This window comes from Pseudomonas sp. P9_35, assembly GCF_034008205.1.
Taxonomy (GTDB): Bacteria; Pseudomonadota; Gammaproteobacteria; order Pseudomonadales; family Pseudomonadaceae; genus Aquipseudomonas; species Aquipseudomonas kilonensis.
In genome coordinates this window covers 2,480,467-2,501,945 of sequence record NZ_CP125373.1, presented here as the reverse complement: position 1 = coordinate 2,501,945, position 21,479 = coordinate 2,480,467, and the positions used below count along the sequence as shown (strand labels likewise).

Genomic DNA, 21,479 nt, shown 5'->3' with positions numbered 1-21,479 from the left:
CCGAGCCTTCGCCAGCTCCTACGACTATCCTGCTGTCCATTGGATTATCGATCAGCACAACAGGAGAAAGGCATGAGGACGCTGGAATTGGCGGGTGTGTCCGTACCGGTCATTGGCCAGGGCACCTGGCGCATGGGTGAGGAACCGTCTCACCACAAGAAAGAAGTGGCTGCCCTGCGATTGGGAGTCGAATTGGGCATGACCCTGATCGACACGGCGGAGATGTATGCCGAAGGCGGTGCCGAGACCGTCGTTGGCGAAGCGATCACCGGTCTGCGGGACCAGGTTTTCCTGGTGAGCAAAGTCTACCCTCACAACGCCAGTCGCAAAGGCATTCCCCTGGCCTGTGAACGCAGTCTGCGGCGGCTCGACACCGATTACATCGACCTTTATCTGTTGCACTGGCGCGGCCAATACCCGCTGGCCGAAACCGTCGAAGCCTTCGAGCGGCTGCGCGAAGAAGGCAAGATCGGCCGTTGGGGCGTCTCGAACTTCGATGTGGCTGACCTCGAAGAGCTGGCCGCGCCGGCCTGCGCGACCAACCAGGTGCTGTATAACCTGCAGGAACGCGGCATCGAATTCGACCTGCTGCCCTGGTGCCAGCGCCAGTCCATGCCCGTCATGGCCTACTGCCCGGTCGGCCAGGGCGGGCACCTGCTCAAGGATCACACCCTGGGACAGATCGCCGAACGCCACCGCGCCACACCGGCGCAGATAGCACTGGCCTGGCTGTTGCGCCAGAACAATGTGATTGCCATTCCCAAGGCCGTGAAGCCTGAGCATGTGCGTTTGAATGCCGAAGCGGCCAACCTCAAGCTGGAACCGCAGGACCTGGCAGCCCTCGACCTGATATTTCCCCAGCCCCAGGGCAAGCAGCGGTTGGCGATGGTCTAAAGACCCACTCAACCTCAGGGATTCACACTGACTTGTGGCAAGGGAGTTTATCTGTGGGAGCAAGGCTTGCCCGCGATGAAGACGACGCGGTGTCCTGGGGGAACGAGGCGTCCGTATCGCGGGCAAGCCTTGCTCCCACAGGGGATAAACCCAGGGAATTTCAGAACAACCCCATCTGCCCGCCCACCAACGTCGAGAAATCATCGTCCACAAACGGCAGGATCGCATCCGCCACCGGCTGTAGCTGTTTGGTCACGTAGTGGTCGTAATCGATTGACGCGCTGCGGATTTCCAGCGGCTCGGGGCCGGCAACGGTGATGACGTAGCTGATCCAGCCGCCATTCTGGTATTGCCGCGGCCGGCCCTGACGCTGGTTGAACTCATCAGCCAACCGCGCGGCCCGCACATGGGGTGGGACGTTGCGCTCATAGTCTTCCAGCGGCCGACGCAGGCGCTTGCGGTAGACCAACCGTTCATCGAACGCACCGGACAGGGTCTGCTGCACATAATCGCGCACATAATCCTGATAGGGCTTTCGGTGGAAGATCCGCCCGTACAGCTCCTGCTGGAATTGCCGGGCCAGCGGCGACCAGTCGGTGCGCACGGTTTCCAGGCCCTTGTAGACAATTTCGTCGCTGCCATCGGCACGGGTTACCAATCCGGCGTAGCGTTTTTTGCTGCCCTCCTCGGCGCCGCGGATAGTCGGCATCAGAAAGCGCTTGAAATGCGTTTCGAACTGCAGCTCCAGCGCACTCTCCAGCCCGAACTCATCACGCACCTGCTCACGCCACCATTGGTTGACGTGGGCCACCAACTCGCGACCGATCCTGGCCGCTTCCTCCTGGCCATGGGCACGGCGCAACCAGACGAACGTGGAATCGGTATCGCCATAGATCACCACATGCCCCTGGGCTTCGATCAACTGGCGGGTGTGCTGCATGATCTGGTGACCACGCAGGGTGATGGACGAGGCCAGGCGCGTGTCGAAGAAACGGCAGCCACTGGAACCGAGCACGCCATAAAAGGCGTTCATGATGATTTTCAACGCTTGGGACAGCGGCGCATTGTGCTCGCGCTTGGCGGTTTCCCGGCCTTCGGAGATCCGCGCCACGATGGCCGGCAGGCAATGTCGAGTACGGGAGAAGCGCGCCCCGCGAAAGCCTGGCACCGATTCCTGGTCATCCGGGTGGCGCAGCCCTTCGATCAAGCCCACCGGGTCAATCAGGAAGGTGCGGATGATCGATGGGTACAGGCTCTTGTAGTCCAGCACCAGCACCGACTCGTAGAGGCCCGGTTGGGAGTCCATGACAAACCCACCCGGGCTGGCCTCGGGCGGGCGCTGGCCCAGGTTGGGTGCAACAAACCCTTGGCGATGCATCAGCGGCATGTACAGGTGCGTGAAGGCCGCCACCGAGCCCCCGCTGCGGTCTGCCGGCAGACCGGTGACGCTGGCCCGCTCCAAGAGGAACTTGAGCAGCTCGGTCTTGGCGAAGATCCGCGTCACCAGTTCACAGTCCTTGAGGTTGTAGCGGGCCAGGGCCGGCTTGTCCTCGGCGAACATGCGATTGATCTCGTCCATGCGCTGGTACGGGTTATCGATGGACTTGCCCTCCCCCAGCAGCGTCTGGGCGACGTTTTCCAGGCTGAACGAGGGGAAACTCCAGGTCGCCGAACGCAGGGACTCGATACCGTCGATGATCAACCGGCCAGCGGCCGAGGCGAAGAAGTGATTCTTGCGCGCGCCGTGCTCGCGCCATTGCATCTCTTCGCCACCACGCCCCAGGCGCAACGGCACCGCCAGGCGCCGGGCGTGTTCATGCAACACCCGCAGGTCGAACTGCACCAGGTTCCAGCCGATGATAGCGTCAGGGTCGAAACGGGCGAGCCAGTCGTTGAGTTTTTTCAGCAACACCGTGCGTGATTCGCAGTATTCCAGCTGGAAATCCACGCCACTATCGTCGCCATTGGGCGGCCCGAGCATGTAGACCTGGCGCTCGCCGCAACCCTCCAGGGCGATGGAATACAATTCGCCCTGGGCGGTGGTTTCGATGTCCAGGGACACCAGGCGCAATGGTGGACGGTATTCGGGCGCCGGTTTCATCTGGGCATCGACCAGCAGGCCATCGGCGGCCGGCGTACCGCCAAACCAGACCGGGGCGGTGATGAAGCGCTCCATCAGGTAGCGCTCCGGCGGCCGGATGTCCGCCTCGAACACCTCCACACCGGCGCGGCGCAAGGTGCTGTCCAGGCGCATCAGTTGGGCGTGTTGCTGGCAATACAGCCCCAGCACCGGACGATGCTCGAAATCCAGCAGGTCCAGGGGGCGTAGTTCTACCTCCTTCTCCCCTTGCAACAAGGCTTCGAGCTGGCCGCGCTGGATCTGCGGCACAAAGGCCACCGACGTTTGCACGGGCAGGCGCACGCGCCGGGGACCGGCGTCGGTCGCCAGCCAGAACTCGACTTCGGTGCCGGCCGGGGTATCGCGCCAATGCCGGGTCAGGACGAAGCCCTGCTGTAAATCCACCGCTGCAACCTCGAATTCTACGTAGGCGACGATTCTACCTGTGGCGAGGGAACTTCACCTGCCCAACTGACACACCACCCACCTGCATTTTTGTGGCGAGGGAGCTTGCTCCCGCTGGGCTGCGTAGCGGCCCCTTTTTTTGCGATCGCTGCGCGATCGAGCGGGAGCAAGCTCCCTCGCCACAACAGCGCCCACCCGTAGTTCGCGGGAAATTCACCGGCAATGACGCTTTTGGACGACTGGCCGCCGCTTTACCGCTTGCTCTGCGCCGTTGGGTCTACGATGCTTTAACAACCAGCAAAAACAACACCCGAGGCCCCCCATGAAAACCGTCGCGCAGTTGCTCCGGATAAAAGACGAGAAGAACCAGCAAGTGCACACCATCTCACCGGACGACATGGTATTGCAGGCCCTGATGCGCATGGCCGAGAAGAACGTCGGTGCCTTGCTGGTGGTGAAGAACGATGAAGTGCTGGGGATCATCAGCGAGCGCGACTATGCCCGCAAAATGGTCTTGCGCGGGCGCTCATCGGTGGGCACGAAGGTCAGTGACATCATGGTCTCCCCCGTGATCACCATCGACCCTCACCAGAACGTCGAGACCTGCCTGAGCATCATGACCGAAAAACACCTGCGGCATTTGCCAGTGGTAGAGGACGGCAAACTGGTCGGCCTGCTGTCCATCGGCGACCTGGTCAAGGAAGCCATCGCCGAACAGGCCGATCTGATCAAACAACTGGAGCAATACATTCGCGGGGAATGATCCGTTCGGCCGGGTTGCTCATTCTCAAGGCACTTCTATATTGAAGGGGTTGTTCCTGCGAGCATCCCGATGGCCGACACCGACCGACTGATCATTTGTGAACATTGCGATGCGGTGTACGAGCCGGTGGTGCTCCTCCCGCATCAGAAATCTTCGTGCGTGCGCTGCCACGCGGTGATCCAGCGCTACAACGGCCTGACCATCGAGCAGCGCCTGGCCTTGAGCGTGACGGCCGCGGTGCTGTGGGCCTTCGCCAACATCTACCCGATCATGAGCATCCGCCTCCAGGGCCTGAGCAACAGCGCGACGTTATGGGATTCCATCGTGGCGCTGAGCCAGGGGCCGATCACCTTCATCGCCCTGGTGACAGCGGTGGCGATCATCATTGCACCGGCCTTTCAATTGGCGCTTCTGCTCTGGGTACTGGGCCATGCCTACCTCCAGCGGCGGGCACCGGGGTTCAACCTGTGCATGCGCAGCCTGGAAACCCTGCGGCCCTGGAGCATGCTGGAAGTGTGCCTGCTGGGCGCGCTGGTGGCGGTGATCAAGCTCGCCGGCCTGCTGGACGTGCTCCCGGGCATCGGCCTGTTCGCCCTGGCGGCCTTGAGCCTGCTGATGATCCGCATTGCCGGGCGCGATGTCCGCGACCTGTGGGACAGCCTGTGAACGGCCAGCCGCTGGACACCCCGCCAGAGGCCCGCGACCTGGACCTGTGCCTGTGCCACAGCTGCGGCCTGGCCTGCGACATGACCGACGAGCCCCAGACCTGCCCCCGCTGCGACGCCGCCCTGCATCGACGCAAACCCGACGCCATCACCCGCACCTGGGCCTACATGCTGGCCGCGCTGGTGTTCTACATCCCGGCCAACCTGCTGCCGGTCATGAATACCCAGATGCTCGGCGAGGGTGCCGACAGCACCATCATCAGCGGCGTCATCGAGTTCTGGCAAAGTGGCGCCTGGGACATCGCCCTGATTATCTTCATCGCCAGCATCGCGGTGCCCGGCATCAAGTTCGTGGTGCTGACCCTGTTGCTGGTGACCGCACAGCGGCGCAGCACCTGGGCCCAGGTCCAGCGGGCGAAGCTGTACCGGTTGGTGGAAGTCATCGGCTACTGGTCGATGCTCGATGTGCTGGTGGTGGCCCTGGTGGCGGCCCTGGTCAAGTTCCAGGCATTGAGCGACATCGAACCACGACCGGGCATCCTGTTCTTCGGCCTCGTGGTGCTGTTCACCATGCTGTCGGCCATGAGTTTCGATCCCCGGCTGATCTGGGATACCCAACCATCCGAGGAGGTCATGGATGAAGTCGCAAGCCACTGACGGGCAGCAACCCGCACCCGGCCGCGCCCACGTCACCACCCGCCGCTGGACGGTATCGCTGGTGTGGATCGTGCCGATCATCGCGGTGCTGGTGGGCATTTCCCTGGTGGTCCACAACTGGCTGCAGGAAGGCCCGACCATCACCATCACCTTCAAGACCGGCCAGGGCCTTACCGCCAACAAGACCCAGGTGAAATATCGCAACGTGGTCATCGGCCAGGTCACCGACGTGCAACTGAGCGAGGACCAGAAGAACGTCACCGCCACGGTCAAGCTCGCCAAGACAGCCGACACCTTCACTCACGAAGACTCGGTGTTCTGGGTCGTACGGCCACGCATCGGGGCCGGCGGTATCTCGGGGATCGACACCTTGCTGTCGGGGGATTTCATCGGCGCCGACGCCGGCCAGTCGAAAGTGCGTGCCAAGTCCTTCACCGGCCTGGAGAACCCGCCCCCCATCACCTACGGCGAACCGGGCAAGCGCTTCACCCTGCACTCCCAGGACCTCGGCTCGCTGGACATCGGCTCGCCGGTGTACCTGCGCAAGATCCCGGTGGGCCAAGTGGTGTCCTACGCCCTGGACGCCGAGGGCAAAGGCGTCAACATCGACGTATTCGTCAACGCGCCCAACGATGTGTACGTCACCGAAAACACCCGGTTCTGGAACGTCAGCGGCGTGGACGTGAACGTCGGCGCCAATGGTTTCGCGGTCAAGACCGAATCGCTCTCGGCCCTGCTGCTGGGCGGCATTGCGTTTCGGGCGCCGGAGTACAGCCCCAACGACGTTCCCGCCAGCGAGGACAAGACCTACGAGCTGTTTGCCGACCAGCAGAGCGCCCTCGCCCCGCCCGATGGCAAGGCGCAATACCTGGCCCTGCGCTTCGATCAGGCACTGCGCGGCTTGCGCGTCGGTGCGCCGGTGGAGTTCCTCGGGGTGGAAGTCGGCAGGGTGGTGGCCATCCATCTGGATTTCGATGAGAAACAGCGCAGCTTTCCGGTCAATGTCGGCGTGGTGATCTACCCGCAACGCCTGGGCAAGGCCCATGAAAAACTGCTCAAGTCGCTCAATCACAATCCAGACGACGAAGCCGCTGGCGCCCGCCTGATCGGCAGCTTCGTCGAGAGGGGCCTGCGCGCCCAGGCCCGCAGCGGCAACCTGCTGACCGGGCAGTTGTACATCTCGCTGGATTTCTACCCCAAGGCGGAAAAAGTCGCCTTCGACCCAAGCGCCCGGCCCGTGCGTATTCCGACCATCCCGGGCAGCCTCCAGCAACTGCAGGAACAACTGCAGGCGATGATCGAGCGGATCAACAAACTGCCACTGGAGAGCATTGCCGGCAACCTGGATGGCAACCTGGTGGAGCTGCGCAAAGGCCTGACCCAGTTCAACAGCAAGACCCTGCCGGGCGTACAAAGTACCTTGCATGACGTCAGCAAGACCCTGCAATCGGCCAACTCGACCCTGGCCGAAGATTCACCGCAGCGCGAACAACTGACCCAGACCCTGGACGACCTGGGGCGCATGTCGCGCTCGCTGCGCGAACTGTCGGACTACCTGAGCCGCCATCCCGAATCGCTGCTTCGCGGCCGTCCCAAGGACGCACCGGCGCAGAACCTCACATTGCCGGTGAAAGAATGATCACAGGAGCGCGCCCCATGCCACTCACGCTGAAACTCACCCTGGTTGCCGTGGCATTGCTGCTCGGCGCCTGCCGCAGCGATCCGATCCACTACCACACCCTGAGCCCGGCTCAACCGACAGGCCAATCGCGCTCCAGCGTGGACATCCAGATCGAACAGGTCAGCGTCCCACCCCAGGTGGATCGCACCCAGATGGTCATTCGCCAGGGCAACAGCGGGTTGGCGATCCTGGAAACCGAATGGTGGGGCGCCAGTCTGGCCGATGAACTGCACAGTAGCCTGGACGAACAACTGAGCAACCCTGGCGCACCGAAATCATTGCTGCGGGTAGACGTGCAACGTTTCGACTCGATCCCTGGCCGCTATGCCCGCATGGATGTGCAATGGCGCCTGCGCAACCTGGGCAACGACGCCCGCCCCCTCACGTGCCGCAGCAGCCTGCAGACACCGGCAGGCGCCAGTATCGACGAGCTGGTGACGGCGCATCAGGAGAATGTCCGGCAATTTGTCGACCTCGTTGAGCAGGCGGCTGCACGCAAAGCCTGTCCTTGACCCTGTAGGAGCTGCCGAAAGCTGCGATCTTTTGATCTTTCGCTTGAGACTCAAGCGTCAGGGGAAAGATCGCAGCCTCGCTTCGCTCGACAGCTCCTACAATGGCCAATGCAGCGACAGCACCGGCGCCACGCGTGGATGGCGGTCGATGCGTTCCAACAATTCGTAGAACGCCGGACGGGCGCTCAGCATTGCCTCCCGCGTGTTTCTCCACTTCGTGATCACGGCCGCCAGGATATCCAGCGCCCCCGGTTCCTCACCGCCTAGAAAAGGTCGGGCCGGGAACTGGTCGGCAAACAACGCCCAGTTGCGATACAGCCGTTGCTGCGTGCCAGATATCAATCGCTGCCGAGTCGCTTCATCCGCGTCGTCCAGCCAGCGCTCCGGAAAATCGATAATGCCGATGGGCGTGTAGCAATTTGCCGCGATGTAGACAAGGCCTCGTATGGCTTGCGCACGCTGGGCCGGGTCTTGCGGGAGCAGCTTCGATGCGGGGAAGGTCAACCCGAGGTGAATCAGGATCGCCGCCGCTTCGGTCAGCACCGAGCCATCCGGCAACTGCAGGGTCGGCACCTGCTTCAGAGGGTTGAGTGCCTCGAGCTCTTTTGCCGCATCGTTGTCTTGCGTCGAATAGGCATCGACCCGCCGATAAGCCACCTCACAAAGACACAGGGCAACCTCCACCGCCGAAGAACCGGATTGCCTGCAACCGAATAACTGATACATGAACGTACCTCCTGCATAAGCGTTATGCCGGTAGAGCCCGCCAGCCCCTCAGTGTTCCATCAAGCTGACCGGTAGCGGGCCAACGAGCTATCACTGCCGTCGATGTTCACCATCATGTCAATGAAGTTCTCTTGATGATCGCCCGGGACAACAATGGCCCCACACAAACCACTGCACCCCCGGAGCACACCATCATGAAACGCCAAGTCATCCTCAGCCTCGCTTTCTCCGTACTGGCCGCCAACGTATTTGCCGCCTCCTCCCAACCCGTCGTCGCCGAAGGCGGTTCTGATCGCCTGATCGAAAACCGCGTCGCTGAAGGCGGTGCCGATCGCCTGCTGGAACGTCGTGTCGCTGAAGGTGGCTCCGACCGCCTGATCGAAAACCGCGTCGCTGAAGGCGGTGCCGATCGCTTGCTGGAACGTCGTGTCGCTGAGGGTGGCTCCGACCGCCTGATCGAAAACCGCGTCGCTGAAGGCGGTGCCGATCGCTTGCTGGAACGTCGTGTCGCTGAAGGTGGCTCCGACCGCCTGATCGAAAACCGCGTCGCTGAAGGCGGTGCCGATCGCCTGCTGGAACGTCGTGTCGCTGAAGGTGGCTCTGATCGCCTGATCGAAAACCACGCATGAGTTGCTTGAATGCAACAAATGATCGGCAACACACCTCGTGGCGAGGGAGCTTGCTCCCGCTCGGGCGCGCAGCGGCCGCAACAATCATCAAGCCGCTGCGCCGTCCACCCGACACACCGCTTGAGACTGCTCCCGCACCAAACCCATCCCCCTAAAAGCCCGGCCTCATCCACCGGGCTTTTTCACGCGCCAACGCCTGGCTAACGCCCCGACGCCCGCGCCATGCATCGCTGATAACGCTCATCCACCCGCTTGGCAAACCATGCCGTGGTCAGCTTGCGCGTGATCTTCGGGCTCTTGAGCACGATCCCCGGCAATACCGCCCGTGGCAACGCCTTGCCCTCGGCCTTGTCAGCCAGTTCGAACACACGCTTGTAGAGCTTGCTGTCCTCGAACGCCAGACTGTCACCCTGCTCCAGTTGATCGCGGATGGTCGGGTTGCGCATTCCCAACGACTTGCCCAGCGTGCGCACCGCCAGTTCCGTGCTGCCTGGCATGATGGAATCATGGGCAATCAGATCGCCGTCCAGCGCCAGGGAAATGCCCGACGCTACACTCACCGCATGCTGGAAAGCTGCGTTGCGGCTGGCGTACCACCCGGCATTGAAATCGGCAAAACGATACAACGGCTCGGTGTAGCTCACCGGATAACCCAGTAAATGCGCGATGCCGAAATACATCCCGCCACGACGGCTGAACACTTCGCGACGAATCGAGCCCTCCACCGTATAGGGATAATTGCGCGCATTGGCCTGGGCAAACGCGATGCTGACCTGCATAGGCCCACCCGTGTGCACCGGATTGAAACCGCCGAACAGGGTCTTGCCCAGCGGCACCATGCCGATGAAATCATCGAAAATCCCGCTCAGCTCTTTCTCGCTACGCGCCGCATTGAGCCGATCGCTGTAGCTTTTGCCGTTGGGCGAACGCACCTGGAGGGCACCACTGACCAACAACTCCGGAATGTGCACCTTCGCCGCACGGCGGTTGATCTCCTGACGAGCGATCTTGCCCAGCCCCGGCACTGGCGGATCGGATTGGAACGTCGACTCCTGTTCGGTCACCGCCAGGACAGCACAGATGTTCTGCGTCGTAGAGGCAATCTGCTGGGCCGCAAAGGCCACGTAGATGTCAGTCGCCCAGCCTTCGCGATCCACAGTCTTGGCCGGCAACAACTGCACGATCTGCTTCTTGACCTCAGCAGGCTGACGCTCAGGCTCCTGCGCCTGACGGCTGCCGCAACCGGCCAAGGCCAGCAGCGCAGCAAGGCTGATCATCAATCGGTTGAATTGCATGGTGCTCCATCGAGTTCGTTATTCCGGAGCAACCATACGATCAAAAGTGGATGCGGGCTATGCCCAATGTGGGAGCGAGCTTGCTCGCGATGGCGGCGGCACGGGCAACGCTGATGCAAGCTGATCCACCGCTATCGCGAGCAAGCTCGCTCCCACAGGAGAATGGTGGCGTGCCTGGATTTCCCAGCCACCCCAAAAACCAATGTGGGAGCGAGCTTGCTCGCGATGACGGCGGCAGGGGCAACGCTGATGCAAGCCGATCCACCGCTATCGCGAGCAAGCTCGCTCCCACAGGAGAATGGTGGCGTGCCTGGATTTCCCAGCCACCCCAGCGGGATCAGATTCCGCTCAGCGCCAGGTCCATGGCAAAGTAGGTAAAGATCAGGTCTGCCCCCGCCCGCTTGATTGCGCCAAGACTCTCGCGTACCACGCGGGCTTCGTCGATGGCACCAGCCTGGGCGGCGAACTTGATCATCGCGTATTCCCCACTGACCTGATAAGCCGACAGCGGCAGGTTCGAAGCCTGGCGAATGTCGCGGATGATATCGAGGTAGGCGCCGGCCGGTTTGACCATCAGCGCATCGGCACCTTCCTGCTCGTCGAGCAAGGATTCGCGCAGAGCTTCGCGGCGGTTCATCGGGTTCATCTGGTAGCTCTTGCGGTCGCCTTTCAACGCGCTGCCGCCGGCCTCGCGGAACGGGCCATAGAGTGCCGAGGCGAACTTGGTGGAGTAGGCCATGATTGCCGTCTGGCTGAAGCCGGCTTCATCCAGGGCCCGGCGAATCGCCTGGACCTGCCCGTCCATGGCCGCCGATGGCGCGATTACATCGGCACCGGCGCGGGCCGCCGCCACGGCTTGCTTGCCCAGGTTGACCAGGGTCCGATCGTTGTCCACTTCATCGCCGTGGAGGACGCCGCAATGACCATGATCGGTGTACTCACAGAAGCAGGTGTCGGACATCACGATCATCTCCGGCACCGCGTCCTTGCAGATCCCGGCCATGCGCGACACCAGGCCGCGCTCGCTCCAGGTATCGCTGCCGTCGTTGTCCAGGTGATGGGACACACCAAAGGTCATCACCGACTTGATGCCGGCACGGGCATAGCGCTCGATCTCGCCGGCCAGCTTCGATTCAGGAATGCGTACCACGCCGGGCATGCTCTTGATCGGCACAAAATCATCGATTTCTTCTTCGACAAAAATCGGCAGCACCAGGTCGTTCAAGGTGAACTCGGTTTCCTGGAACAGGCTGCGCAGGCTTGCATTGCGGCGCAGACGGCGTGGACGTGCTTCGGGGAACTGGCTGGACATGGGACTCCTGGGCTGAAATGGGTGCTCGATCACATAGAACAAAAGCTTATGCCCTGGCCGGCCAGGGCACAAACGTCGGCTGGAAAACAGAGCGTTACCGGCCAGGCAATAATCTACTCACAAGGTCAGCGAGCCATTGATGCACGTCAGCCGGTGGCTTGTAATCGAATCGGCGAGTCGTCGGGTGACTCATTCCGGAATCTTCAACCCGCGCGCCACAGCCGGTCGAGCCAGGAAGCGTTCCAGTACCCGGGTCACATTGGGGAAATTCTGGATACCGACCAAATCACCGGCCTCGTAAAAGCCGATCAAGTTGCGCACCCAGGGGAATGTGGCGATATCAGCGATGGTGTAGCGCTCGCCCATGATCCAGTCCCGCCCTTGCAGACGACCATCGAGCACCTTGAGCAGGCGCTTGCTTTCCTCGACGTAGCGATCGCGCGGCCGCTTGTCCTCGTAGTCCTTGCCGGCGAACTTGTTGAAGAATCCCAACTGCCCGAACATCGGCCCGATGCCGCCCATCTGGAACATCAGCCACTGGATCGTCTCGTAGCGCGCCGCCGACTCTTGGGCCAACAGTTGCCCACTCTTGTCCGCCAGATAAATCAGGATCGCCCCCGACTCGAACAACGCCAACGGCTGGTCACCCGGCCCATGGGGGTCGAGAATCGCCGGGATCTTGTTGTTGGGGTTCAGGGAAAGGAACTCGGGCGACAGCTGGTCGTTGCTGCCAAAGTCCACTTTGTGGGGCTCGTACGGCAGGCCGATCTCTTCCAGCATGATCGAGACCTTCACGCCGTTGGGGGTGGGCAGGGAGTAGAGCTGGATCCACTCAGGGTATTGGGCGGGCCATTTCTCGGTGATGGGGAATGGGGTCAAGTCGGGCATGGGGTCGGCTCGGAAATGAAGGAAAGCCCGAGGATAATCCAAGATGTACGGGACGGCATCACTGCCCGTCACGGAATTCACATCGGCCCTTCTTAAATCCGCAACATCCTGTCGCTAACATTCGCCCTACCTCCCCACAGGAGGCCTTACAGTGCACCGGGACCAGCCAGGATCGAACCAAAGGGCTTGAAAAGACTCTGAGCAATGCCCCCGAGGATTCAACGCGGCGTAACGACAGGGAAACCACCCGAGGCCAACCGCTTCGCGGTGCCAAGGTGTGTCAGCCTGACTCAAGAGTGCTGAAGAAAAACTATTCGATGATGAACCCACTGAATTTCGCCAGACGCTTCAAACACCGTTCGTGGCTGCTGCTGCCGACGCTGCTTGTGGTCTGTGGCCTGGGGTTGGCGCTGGAATCGAGCATCAGCCGCGCCCAACCAGCCGACGGCGTGCAGACCCTGGTGTTCCTGCGTCATGCCGAGAAACCCGCCGGTGGCCTGGGCCAGCTCAACTGCCAGGGTCTCAACCGCGCCATCGACCTGGCCACCCTGCTGCCGGAAAAATTCGGCAAGGCCGACTACGTGTTCGCGGCCAACCCGACCCGCAATGTCGAAGAGGGTGAGCTGGACAATTCCTATAGCTATATTCGCCCGCTGATGACCATCAGCCCCAGCGCCATCAAGCTCGGGTTGCCGGTGAACATCAATTATTCGGCCAACGACACCAGCGACCTGGCTGACGAACTGCTGCACGACAAGTACCACAACGCCACCATCTATACCGCCTGGTCCCATGGCTACCTGCCGGAGCTGATCAACAAGGTCGCCGGCGAGGCCGTGGGCAAGAAGCAGACCATTACCGATGACTGGGCGTCAGGCGATTTTGATTCGCTGTACGTGCTGACCCTGACCTGGCACAACGGCAAGGCCAGCCTCACCAGCCGGAGCTACAAGCAGGGCTTGGACAATGGCAAGGAAGCCTGTCCGACCTGATATCAGTCGCTATTTCCCTTTGTGGGAGCGAGCTTGCTCGCGATAGCGTCAGACCCATTGATATTGATGTGACTCAAACACCGCTATCGCGAGCAAGCTCGCTCCCACAGGGATTGACAGTGGATATCAAACCTGTGGTAACCCGCCCCGGGCCGCCCGCTCACGCAGATATTCCAGCACCGCCGCCTGCTCCCCCGAAAACTCGATCCGCAAGCCCTTCTTTTCCCGCTGGAACACGTACATAGGGTCGTAATACTCGCGCAGCAAGCCTTCGATCCAACCGCGATGCAAATCGACGGCGCCGCTGTTGGCCTGCTCGGCCAGGGCGGTTTCCAGGATGTTCATCAAGCGCCGGTGACGGTCGCCGCCCAGGCGCTTGTGGATGTTGTCCAGGCTTGCCAGCAATCGCTCGGAAAACAGCGAGAAACCTTCGTCGCCATGTACGGCGACAAATTCCGCACACAGGTCGATGACGTAATCCTGCAGGATCCGCTCGACCCGATGCTCCAGGCTGTCTTCCAGCCAGACCATCGGAACCTGCTGCATGCGCTGGTACAAAGGCAGCGGCAAAGCACAACTGCCGACCGCACGGCTCTCATCTTCAAGCACGAATTGTTCGATGCCGCTGGCGCGTTTTTTCAGCACATCCACGGCCAGGCGATTTTCAAAATCGATGTTGGAAGGCTGGCCGGTGGCGCGTTTGCCGAAGCTGGAACCGCGATGGTTGGCATAACCTTCCAGATCCAGGCTGTTGCTCAGTTGGCCCAGCGCTTCGGTCTTGCCGGTGCCGGTCATGCCGCCCAGCAGCACCAGGTCGCACTGGGCAACCGCCTGCTCGATCGTGTCCAGCAAGAAGGTGCGCATGGCCTTGTAGCCACCGCCGACCCTGGGATAATCAATGCCCGCTTCGTCCTTGAGCCATTGCTGGACGATCTGCGAACGCAAGCCGCCGCGAAAGCAATACAGCACACCGTCGGGATGGGTCTTGGCGAACTCGGCCCAGGCCTGGATGCGTTGTGCCTTGATTTCACCGGACACCAGTTGATGCCCCAGAACAATGGCGGCCTGCTGCCCCTGCTGCTTGTAGCAGGTACCGACGCGTTGCCGCTCGCTGTCGGTCATCAGCGGCAAATTGACCACGCCGGGGAAGGCCCCCTTGATGAATTCGATCGGGGCGCGTGTGTCCATCATCGGCCGGTCATTGAGGAAGATGTCGCGGTAATCGGTGATGTCATGGCTCATCAAGACACCTCGACCGCGTAACTCTGTCGCTCGACCAGTTCGCCGATAGGTTCCAGCACCAGCCCGAGTTCAGCGGCAACCCGCAGGAACTCGCCCTCGCCTTCAGGGGTGACGGCAATCAGCAGGCCGCCGCTGGTCTGCGGGTCGCACAGCACGCGCTTGTGCAGTTCCTGGACTCGACCGACCTTGCTGGCGTAGCTGTCGTAGTTGCGCAGCGTACCGCCCGGCACACACCCCTGGTCGAGGTAGTACTCGACGCCCGGCAGGCGCGGCACCGCGTCATAGCGGATGCGCGCGGTCAGTTGGCTGCCGTCAGCCATTTCCACCAGATGCCCGAGCAGGCCGAAACCGGTGACGTCGGTCATCGCCGTCACCCCGTCGAGCTTGCCGAAGCGGCTGCCAGGTTTGTTGAGGGTGCACATCCAGTCACGGGCCAGGCCGACGTCGGCGGCGCGCAGCTTGCCTTTCTTTTCCGCCGTGGTGAGGATGCCGATGCCCAAGGGTTTGGTCAGGTACAGGCGGCAACCGGCGGTGGCCGTGTCGTTGCGTTTCATATGGCGCTTTTGCACCAGGCCTGTGACCGCCAGGCCGAAAATCGGCTCAGGCGCGTCGATCGAATGCCCGCCGGCCAGGGGAATACCGGCCTCGTCGCACACGGAACGACCGCCGCGAATCACTTCCCGGGCAATTTCCGGGGCCAATACGTTGACTGGCCAGCCGAGAATTGCAATGGCCATCAGCGGGTCACCGCCCATGGCGTAGATATCGCTGATGGCGTTGGTGGCGGCGATGCGACCGAAATCGAAAGGATCATCGACAATCGGCATGAAGAAGTCAGTGGTCGAGACCACCCCGCGCTCCTCGTCGATGGCGTACACCGCAGCATCGTCCCGGGACGCATTGCCGACCCACAAATTGGGATCAAGGTTCTGCGCACCGCTGCCGGCCAGGATCACTTCCAGTACCTGGGGCGAAATCTTGCAGCCGCAACCGGCACCGTGGCTGTACTGGGTCAGGCGAATCGGCTCGCTCATGGGCATACCTCTGGTCAGTCAAGATGGCCGATTCTATCAGCAACGCCAGCGACTCAGTGCCGCGTCGAGCACAGGCTCCTGCGACACGTTGGTGCCGCTTCACGCGATGGTGCCGAATTCGGTGCACCGAGCCTGACCAACAAGACAGGAATAAAGCCTGGACCCCATGCATTTAAAGCCACTGCGAAAAATTGGTACGACATGTGCAAACGTTTGCGCAATCGATCGTACCCAGCGGATCGATGGCTTTTTTTCAACCACGGACCCCGGGCGTCGGCCCGCACGAACAAGGACTTTCCATGCACTGCACTTCCCAGTGTCGCGCTACACCTGGCGTATTGGCAGCCGCCCTGCTACTGACCGCCGTTACCGGACTACTCAGCACCACGACCCAAGCCCAAACCGCCGAGGCGTCCGCCCAAGGCGAAGCCCTCCGCCCCGAGGCCACCCCCTCGAAAAAAGGCGCCTACCTGTCGGACTGGTACAACCAGGACCTGACGCTCATCGGCAGCAAGGACATCAGCTTCGGTCCGCAACCGGTCGACGATGTCTATCTGGAATATGAATACTTCGGACGCAAGGGGCCCTTCGAGCTCTATGGCTACGTCGATATTCCAAAGATCTTCAATATTGGCAACAGTCATGACAAAGGGGTGTGGGACCACGGTTCCCCGGTGTTCATGGAGCACGAACCGCGTATTTCCATCGACTACCTGGCCGGCCGCAGCCTGGCCATCGGGCCGTTCAAGGAATGGTATGTGGCGTTCGACTGGATCTACGATCACGGCAGCAACAGCGCCAATCGCGCGAACACCTTGTACAGCGGCCTGGGCACTGACATCGACACCCACTCAAGGGTCAACCTGTCGGCCAACTTCTATGGCCGTTATCAGTGGGAAAACTATGGCGCCAGCAATGAATACTCCTGGGACGGCTACCGCGCCCAGCTCAAATACATCGTGCCGATCAGCCAGTTCAGCAACGGCGCCTCGCTGACGTACATCGGCTTCACCAACTTCGATTTCGGTTCGGACCTGCACAAGGACAACCCCGCCCGCACCGCCAATGCCACGGTTGCCACCAACGTCCTGCTGTATTCGTTCACGCACCTGCGCTTTACGCTGGTGGGCCGCTACTTTCACAACGGCGGTAACTGGCAGGACGGCAGTGAGCTTAACTTTGGCGACGGCAACTTCCGCGCCCGCTCCGATGGCTGGGGATACTACGCCGGGGTTGGATATCAATTCTGAGCACACCGTAGAAGCACCACTTCGAATCCATGGAGGTCACGAATACATGATCAATCGCCTGTCTATTTCAATCGGCCTGGCCTGCACGGCCCTGTTCTGCTCGACCGCCGGGGCCGCACCGCCGCTTCAACCCAAAGTGATGCTGATCACGATGTTCGCCCCCGAGGCGCAGAACTGGATCGATCGCCTCGAACTCAAGACTGAAATCCGCGTGCCGGGACTGTCCGCCGAATACCCGACGATCCGCTGCAACGCCGAGCGGGTCTGCCTGCTGATCACCGGCATGGGCCAGACCAACGCCGCCGCCTCGACACTGGCCCTGGCGCTCTCCCCCACCGTCGACCTGCGCAAGAGCTATTTCCTGGTGGCCGGGATCGCCGGCATCAACCCGCACCACGGCACGCTTGGCACGACGGCCTGGGCCCATTACCTGGTGGAGTTCGGCACCCAATGGGAGCTGGATTCGCGGGATGTGCCCAAGGACTGGCCCACCGGCTACCTGGGCATCAACACCAAGGGGCCGAACGAAAAGCCGCCGCTGGACTACAAGACGGAAGTCTTCGAACTCAACCCGGCCCTGCAAGCCAAGGCCTTTGCCCTCAGCCAGAAGGTGACCTTGTCGCAAAGCAAGGAATCGGCGGCCTGGCGCTTGAAGTATCCGTACGCCCCGGCCAACCAACCGCCGGTGGTGACCCGCTGCGACACCCTGGCCGGCAACACCTGGTTCTCCGGTACGCGCCTGAGCGAGCGCGCCGAAGTCTGGACTCGCCTGCTCACCGACAACAAGGGCGTCTACTGCACCACCCAACAGGAAGACAACTCCACCTACGAGGCCTTGCTCCGGGCCAGCCGCGAAGGTCGGGTGGACATCAACCGGCTGGCCGTGCTGCGGGCCGGGTCCGATTTCGACCGCCCCGAGCCCGGCGGCAACGAAGTGGACAACCTGCTCAAATACGCCGACCAGGGCGCGTTCGTCCCGGCGCTGGAGAACCTGTTCCGCACCGGCAACCCGCTGGTGCAGGACATTGTGAAGAACTGGTCGGCGTGGAAAGACGGCGTGCCTGGCGCTTGATCACCAGCCGCGCCGGCTCTTGGGGAGAAGGAGGCGATCTGTGGGAGCAAGGCTTGCCCGCGATGCAGTCGACGCGGTCCTTTGTGAACCGAGGCGCCTGCATCGCGGGCAAGCCTTGCTCCCACAGGTTGGGGCTAATCTCTACGGATCACCCAATGGAATTTTCCATTCAAGGAAGAATCACTTGAACATCAGCCGTGCGTACCCATCCAGGAGACCGCCGATGTCCCTCAACCCTACTGCCGACAGCACTCATCTTGATTACGGCCTCGACACGCTGTTTGGTCGTGACACCAAAAGTGTCGACTGCGAGTTCGACGTCAAACGCCTTGATGACGGCGAACCGCCCTGGTTCGCGCTGCACGTGCGACCACCCCTGCCGGCGGATCTGGATAAAGCCCAGATCGTGGTGTTCAACGTCGAAGGCCGGCGCATCAGCGGTATTGTCCGGCGAACCGAGCGCCTGGCCGACGACAGCCTGCAATTGGACGTGGAACCCGACTGAGTGCTTCAGGCCGGGTTCCCACGCTGATCGAGCGCTTCCTTACGTATGTCGCGAAGTGCTCAGTCGAACTTGACCAGGTTCAGCACCGGCAATGGTCCGCCCGGGAATTGAGTCAAGCGTGCGCCAACGCTCAATGGGCCCAGGTCCACGCCGAAGAATCCCAGCCGATCGATCAACTGCGCGACTTCCCCACGGGCCTGCTCATCGTCGCCAGTCAGGAATAGTACGCGCTTGCCGCCTTCGGACGCTGGATCAGCCTCCAGCAGGCGCGCCAACATGTGGTTGAACGCCTTGACCACCCGTGCCCCCGGCACCCATTCGCTGAACACCTCGGTAGAAGCCCGGCCTTGCAGATCAATCGCCTCGAACTCCGGGACTTTGATTGCGTTGTTGGCATCGATCACGATTCGTCCGGCAAAGTCCGGCAAGCCATTCAGCGCCTGGGGCAACTTCGGCCAGTTGACGGCCACCAGCACCATTGGTTGCGCGGCAGCTTGCTGCACGGTGCCGGCGCGGACGGTGGGGCCGAGCTCGGCGACCAACTCGGCGAGGCTTTCGGGGCCGCGGCTGTTGGCAATCACGACGTTGATGTTCTGGCGGGCCAGCGCCCGGGCAAATGCACTACCAATAGCGCCAGCGCCGATGATGCCGATGGTGTCGATGGTGTCGATGGTGTCGATGTTGCTCATGACGTATGTCCTCAAAGTTGGATAAACCTGGGCGGTGATGTCCGCCGTTGAGGTGCATATTGCCCTTGCTATTACGTGATGATTAGCCAGTAATACGTTGAATCATTTTCAAGCATTACTATCAGGTCACCTTGATGGAAAGCCTCGCCAATCTCGAATGCTTTGCCCGCAGCGCCGAAACCGGCAGTTTCTCGGCGGCCGCCAGGTTGCTGGCCCTGACGCCCGCCGCCGTGAGTCGCAATGTGGCGATGCTGGAGCGTAACCTGGGGGTGCGGCTGTTCCAGCGCTCGACCCGCAAGCTGTCCTTGACCGAGAACGGCGAACACTTCCTGGCCAGCATCGGCACGCATCTCGAAGCCTTGCAGGCCGCCATCGGCGCCGTGACCACTGACCGTGGCGAGCCGGCCGGGGTACTGCGAGTCAGCCTGTCGCCAAGCTTCGGCATCGGCCATGTGCTGCCGTTGATGCCGCAATTCCTGGCCCTCCACCCATTGATCCGCCCGCAATGGCATTTCGAGAACCGACGGGTAGACCTGATCGCCGAAGGTTTCGACGCGGCGATTGGCGGCGGCTTCGAACTGGCGCCTGGGGTGATCTCGCGAACCTTGGCGCCGGCACATCTGGTCGCGGTAGCCAGCCCAGCCTACCTGGCCGCACGCTCCTGCCCCGAGCACCCGGAAGACCTGGCCCACTTCGATAACATCGTGCTGCGCTCCAGCCTCACCGGGCGGGTACGCCAGGCCACGATGCGTAACGCCGCCGGTTTCGAGTCGACGTTGCGGCTGCCTGAATCCATCATTCTCAACGACCCGGTCGCCATGCGCGAAGCCACCTTGCTGGGCCTGGGCATTTCGCTGCTGACCGTGTCGGACGTGCTGCCCTGGCTGGAACGCGGCGAACTGGTACGGCTGCTGCCGGACTGGTACATGGACCTTGGCGTGATTTCCCTCTATTACCCCAGCCGCACGCTGATGCCGGCCAAGACTCGCGCCTTTATCGACTTCATCACCGAACACTTCGAGCGTGAGGGATTGGCGCGGCGTTTCAGTGCTGCGCAGGGTTGAGCCTTAGGGACTTTCGTGCCAGTGCGGCCGCCATCGCGAGCAAGCTCGCTCCCACAGAGGGCTTGAGCCCCCCCACACTACTGTGGGAGCGAGCTTGCTCGCGATGACGTAAGCCCAACCTCCCCCAACCTCGTGACGAACAAGCTCGCCCCCACAGTGGGTTTGCGATGCGGGCGGTGCTAACGTGGCGCCTCGACGACTGACAAGGATGACCGCGTGCTGCTGCTCAAATTGCTGGTGATTCCCACGTTCCTGCTGCTGATTTCCCGGGCGGGCAGGCGTTGGGGGCCGAGCGTGGCCGGCTGGCTCTCGGGGTTGCCCGTCGTAGTGGGGCCGATTCTGTTGTTCCTGGCCCTGGAACAAGGCGAGCCGTTTGCCGCGCAGTCGGCGACCGCGGCACTCGCGGCGATGTTCGCGATGATTGCCTTCTGCGTGGTGTACGCCCAGGTCGCCCAGCATCGCAACTGGCCCTGGGCGCTGGGCGTCGCGCTAGGGGTCTGGGCCTTGGTGGCGTTGATCCTGTCCTGGCTACCGGCTTCGCTGCCGTTGTCGAGCCTGATCGCCCTGGTCGCGTTGCTGGCGGCGTCGTATCTGTTCCCGACGGTCCGACCGGTGATGAACGGGCCGACGGCCAAATCCGACAAGCTGCTGCTGCGCATGATCGCAGGCGCGCTGTTGACCCTGGCGGTGACGCTGCTGGCCAGCACCGTGGGCGAACGCTGGAGCGGGCTGCTGGCGGTATTCCCGGTGCTGGGCAGTGTCATGGCGGTATTCTCCCAACAAACCCGGGGACCGGCTTTCACCGCCGCGCTGCTGCGGGCGACGGCCACCGGCATGTATTGCTTCGCAGCCTTCTGCCTGACCCTGGCCCTCGCCCTGCCGGTGCTGGGCATGCCCGCCTTCGCCTTGGGCGTCGCGGTGTCGATGGCCATGTTGCTGGTGACCCGACGCCTGCTGGTGCGGCCACCGCCCTGCGACACCGCACACCTTTCGCCAAAATGACGGTCTCTTCTGCACTGGCGCTGGAGTCAGGTGCGACGCCCATGGGATGATCGTCCTCCAGGCACGACCATCTGTGGAGCGTT

At 62.1% G+C, this 21,479-nt stretch carries 21 protein-coding genes; 13 read left to right on the top strand and 8 right to left on the bottom strand.

Going from position 1 to position 21,479, the window contains the following annotated elements:
* The first annotated feature begins 72 nt into the window (after nucleotides 1-72).
* The gene (locus QMK47_RS11165) at nucleotides 73-894 is read left to right on the top strand and encodes an aldo/keto reductase (protein WP_258690792.1); all 822 of its coding nucleotides are present in this window, start codon (nucleotides 73-75) and stop codon (nucleotides 892-894) included.
* 160 nt (nucleotides 895-1,054) lie between these two features.
* Here QMK47_RS11165 and QMK47_RS11160 read toward each other — a convergent pair whose 3' ends face one another.
* Complete coding sequence (locus tag QMK47_RS11160; protein WP_253473219.1) at nucleotides 1,055-3,418, bottom strand: DNA polymerase II; 2,364 nt, start codon at nucleotides 3,416-3,418, stop codon at nucleotides 1,055-1,057.
* 322 nt (nucleotides 3,419-3,740) lie between these two features.
* On the opposite strand from QMK47_RS11160, the gene QMK47_RS11155 reads away from it, so the two are divergent.
* From QMK47_RS11155 to QMK47_RS11135, 5 genes are all read left to right on the top strand, one after another.
* Nucleotides 3,741-4,181, top strand: coding sequence for a CBS domain-containing protein (locus tag QMK47_RS11155; RefSeq protein ID WP_003200075.1), 441 nt, complete (start codon nucleotides 3,741-3,743; stop codon nucleotides 4,179-4,181).
* 69 nt (nucleotides 4,182-4,250) lie between these two features.
* Nucleotides 4,251-4,847, top strand: a complete 597-nt coding sequence (locus QMK47_RS11150; RefSeq protein ID WP_214509033.1) for a paraquat-inducible protein A — start codon at nucleotides 4,251-4,253, stop codon at nucleotides 4,845-4,847.
* Nucleotides 4,848-4,858: 11 nt separating this feature from the next.
* Nucleotides 4,859-5,503 (top strand): paraquat-inducible protein A, encoded by a 645-nt coding sequence (locus tag QMK47_RS11145; RefSeq protein WP_027912575.1) that lies wholly within the window; start codon nucleotides 4,859-4,861, stop codon nucleotides 5,501-5,503.
* Complete coding sequence (locus QMK47_RS11140) at nucleotides 5,484-7,142, top strand: intermembrane transport protein PqiB (protein WP_214509032.1); 1,659 nt, start codon at nucleotides 5,484-5,486, stop codon at nucleotides 7,140-7,142. The genes QMK47_RS11145 and QMK47_RS11140 overlap by 20 nt, the downstream gene beginning before the upstream one ends.
* A gap of 17 nt (nucleotides 7,143-7,159) precedes the next feature.
* Nucleotides 7,160-7,696 (top strand): PqiC family protein, encoded by a 537-nt coding sequence (locus QMK47_RS11135; protein ID WP_320390194.1) that lies wholly within the window; start codon nucleotides 7,160-7,162, stop codon nucleotides 7,694-7,696.
* Between the two features lie 96 nt (nucleotides 7,697-7,792).
* On the opposite strand, the gene QMK47_RS11130 is transcribed toward QMK47_RS11135, so the two are convergent.
* Nucleotides 7,793-8,422, bottom strand: coding sequence for a glutathione S-transferase family protein (locus QMK47_RS11130; protein ID WP_320390193.1), 630 nt, complete (start codon nucleotides 8,420-8,422; stop codon nucleotides 7,793-7,795).
* Nucleotides 8,423-8,616: 194 nt separating this feature from the next.
* Between QMK47_RS11130 and QMK47_RS11125 the strand changes: the two genes are divergently transcribed.
* Nucleotides 8,617-9,051 (top strand): phage infection protein, encoded by a 435-nt coding sequence (locus QMK47_RS11125; protein ID WP_214509029.1) that lies wholly within the window; start codon nucleotides 8,617-8,619, stop codon nucleotides 9,049-9,051.
* Between the two features lie 200 nt (nucleotides 9,052-9,251).
* On the opposite strand, the gene QMK47_RS11120 is transcribed toward QMK47_RS11125, so the two are convergent.
* From QMK47_RS11120 to QMK47_RS11110, 3 genes are all read right to left on the bottom strand, one after another.
* Nucleotides 9,252-10,346: a DUF1615 domain-containing protein gene (locus QMK47_RS11120; protein WP_253473205.1), complete on the bottom strand. Its 1,095-nt coding sequence runs from the start codon at nucleotides 10,344-10,346 to the stop codon at nucleotides 9,252-9,254.
* A 337-nt stretch (nucleotides 10,347-10,683) separates the two neighbouring features.
* A complete protein-coding gene (hemB, locus tag QMK47_RS11115; protein WP_003200059.1) occupies nucleotides 10,684-11,658 on the bottom strand; it encodes a porphobilinogen synthase in 975 nt (324 codons plus the stop codon).
* 189 nt (nucleotides 11,659-11,847) lie between these two features.
* Entirely contained in the window at nucleotides 11,848-12,546 is a 699-nt protein-coding gene (locus QMK47_RS11110) for a glutathione binding-like protein (protein WP_014339247.1), read from the bottom strand.
* A gap of 320 nt (nucleotides 12,547-12,866) precedes the next feature.
* On the opposite strand from QMK47_RS11110, the gene QMK47_RS11105 reads away from it, so the two are divergent.
* Nucleotides 12,867-13,538 (top strand): histidine phosphatase family protein, encoded by a 672-nt coding sequence (locus tag QMK47_RS11105; RefSeq protein WP_408980861.1) that lies wholly within the window; start codon nucleotides 12,867-12,869, stop codon nucleotides 13,536-13,538.
* A 126-nt stretch (nucleotides 13,539-13,664) separates the two neighbouring features.
* Here QMK47_RS11105 and mnmH read toward each other — a convergent pair whose 3' ends face one another.
* Nucleotides 13,665-14,780: a tRNA 2-selenouridine(34) synthase MnmH gene (gene mnmH / locus QMK47_RS11100; protein WP_258690789.1), complete on the bottom strand. Its 1,116-nt coding sequence runs from the start codon at nucleotides 14,778-14,780 to the stop codon at nucleotides 13,665-13,667.
* Nucleotides 14,780-15,814 carry a selenide, water dikinase SelD gene (gene selD / locus QMK47_RS11095; RefSeq protein ID WP_214509024.1) on the bottom strand — a complete coding sequence of 345 codons (1,035 nt, stop codon included), beginning with the start codon at nucleotides 15,812-15,814 and terminating at the stop codon, nucleotides 14,780-14,782. Before selD ends, mnmH begins: the two co-directional genes overlap by 1 nt.
* Nucleotides 15,815-16,113: 299 nt before the next feature.
* On the opposite strand from selD, the gene QMK47_RS11090 reads away from it, so the two are divergent.
* From QMK47_RS11090 to QMK47_RS11080, 3 genes are all read left to right on the top strand, one after another.
* The gene (locus QMK47_RS11090) at nucleotides 16,114-17,064 is read left to right on the top strand and encodes a nucleoside-specific channel-forming protein Tsx (RefSeq protein WP_320390192.1); all 951 of its coding nucleotides are present in this window, start codon (nucleotides 16,114-16,116) and stop codon (nucleotides 17,062-17,064) included.
* A gap of 46 nt (nucleotides 17,065-17,110) precedes the next feature.
* Nucleotides 17,111-18,136, top strand: coding sequence for a purine-nucleoside phosphorylase (locus QMK47_RS11085; RefSeq protein ID WP_253473192.1), 1,026 nt, complete (start codon nucleotides 17,111-17,113; stop codon nucleotides 18,134-18,136).
* Between the two features lie 223 nt (nucleotides 18,137-18,359).
* Nucleotides 18,360-18,641 (top strand): hypothetical protein, encoded by a 282-nt coding sequence (locus QMK47_RS11080; protein WP_320390191.1) that lies wholly within the window; start codon nucleotides 18,360-18,362, stop codon nucleotides 18,639-18,641.
* 59 nt (nucleotides 18,642-18,700) lie between these two features.
* On the opposite strand, the gene QMK47_RS11075 is transcribed toward QMK47_RS11080, so the two are convergent.
* Nucleotides 18,701-19,303 (bottom strand): NADPH-dependent F420 reductase, encoded by a 603-nt coding sequence (locus tag QMK47_RS11075; protein WP_033062826.1) that lies wholly within the window; start codon nucleotides 19,301-19,303, stop codon nucleotides 18,701-18,703.
* 161 nt (nucleotides 19,304-19,464) lie between these two features.
* On the opposite strand from QMK47_RS11075, the gene QMK47_RS11070 reads away from it, so the two are divergent.
* The gene (locus QMK47_RS11070) at nucleotides 19,465-20,394 is read left to right on the top strand and encodes a LysR family transcriptional regulator (RefSeq protein ID WP_258690788.1); all 930 of its coding nucleotides are present in this window, start codon (nucleotides 19,465-19,467) and stop codon (nucleotides 20,392-20,394) included.
* Nucleotides 20,395-20,610: 216 nt separating this feature from the next.
* On the top strand, nucleotides 20,611-21,396 hold the full coding sequence (locus QMK47_RS11065; protein WP_320390190.1) for a hypothetical protein: 786 nt from the start codon (nucleotides 20,611-20,613) through the stop codon (nucleotides 21,394-21,396).
* The last annotated feature ends 83 nt before the right edge of the window (nucleotides 21,397-21,479 follow it).

Excerpts from the sequence above, each read along its gene's own strand:
- QMK47_RS11165 (WP_258690792.1), top strand. The coding sequence starts at position 73 with ATGAGGACGCTGGAATTGGCGGGTGTGTCCGTACCGGTCATTGGCCAG.
- QMK47_RS11155 (WP_003200075.1), top strand. The coding sequence starts at position 3,741 with ATGAAAACCGTCGCGCAGTTGCTCCGGATAAAAGACGAGAAGAACCAG.
- QMK47_RS11150 (WP_214509033.1), top strand. The coding sequence starts at position 4,251 with ATGGCCGACACCGACCGACTGATCATTTGTGAACATTGCGATGCGGTG.
- QMK47_RS11140 (WP_214509032.1), top strand. The coding sequence starts at position 5,484 with ATGAAGTCGCAAGCCACTGACGGGCAGCAACCCGCACCCGGCCGCGCC.
- QMK47_RS11135 (WP_320390194.1), top strand. The coding sequence starts at position 7,160 with ATGCCACTCACGCTGAAACTCACCCTGGTTGCCGTGGCATTGCTGCTC.
- QMK47_RS11130 (WP_320390193.1), bottom strand. The coding sequence starts at position 8,422 with ATGTATCAGTTATTCGGTTGCAGGCAATCCGGTTCTTCGGCGGTGGAG.
- QMK47_RS11125 (WP_214509029.1), top strand. The coding sequence starts at position 8,617 with ATGAAACGCCAAGTCATCCTCAGCCTCGCTTTCTCCGTACTGGCCGCC.
- QMK47_RS11120 (WP_253473205.1), bottom strand. The coding sequence starts at position 10,346 with ATGCAATTCAACCGATTGATGATCAGCCTTGCTGCGCTGCTGGCCTTG.
- hemB (WP_003200059.1), bottom strand. The coding sequence starts at position 11,658 with ATGTCCAGCCAGTTCCCCGAAGCACGTCCACGCCGTCTGCGCCGCAAT.
- QMK47_RS11110 (WP_014339247.1), bottom strand. The coding sequence starts at position 12,546 with ATGCCCGACTTGACCCCATTCCCCATCACCGAGAAATGGCCCGCCCAA.
- QMK47_RS11105 (WP_408980861.1), top strand. The coding sequence starts at position 12,867 with ATGAACCCACTGAATTTCGCCAGACGCTTCAAACACCGTTCGTGGCTG.
- mnmH (WP_258690789.1), bottom strand. The coding sequence starts at position 14,780 with ATGAGCCATGACATCACCGATTACCGCGACATCTTCCTCAATGACCGG.
- selD (WP_214509024.1), bottom strand. The coding sequence starts at position 15,814 with ATGAGCGAGCCGATTCGCCTGACCCAGTACAGCCACGGTGCCGGTTGC.
- QMK47_RS11090 (WP_320390192.1), top strand. The coding sequence starts at position 16,114 with ATGCACTGCACTTCCCAGTGTCGCGCTACACCTGGCGTATTGGCAGCC.
- QMK47_RS11085 (WP_253473192.1), top strand. The coding sequence starts at position 17,111 with ATGATCAATCGCCTGTCTATTTCAATCGGCCTGGCCTGCACGGCCCTG.
- QMK47_RS11080 (WP_320390191.1), top strand. The coding sequence starts at position 18,360 with ATGTCCCTCAACCCTACTGCCGACAGCACTCATCTTGATTACGGCCTC.
- QMK47_RS11070 (WP_258690788.1), top strand. The coding sequence starts at position 19,465 with ATGGAAAGCCTCGCCAATCTCGAATGCTTTGCCCGCAGCGCCGAAACC.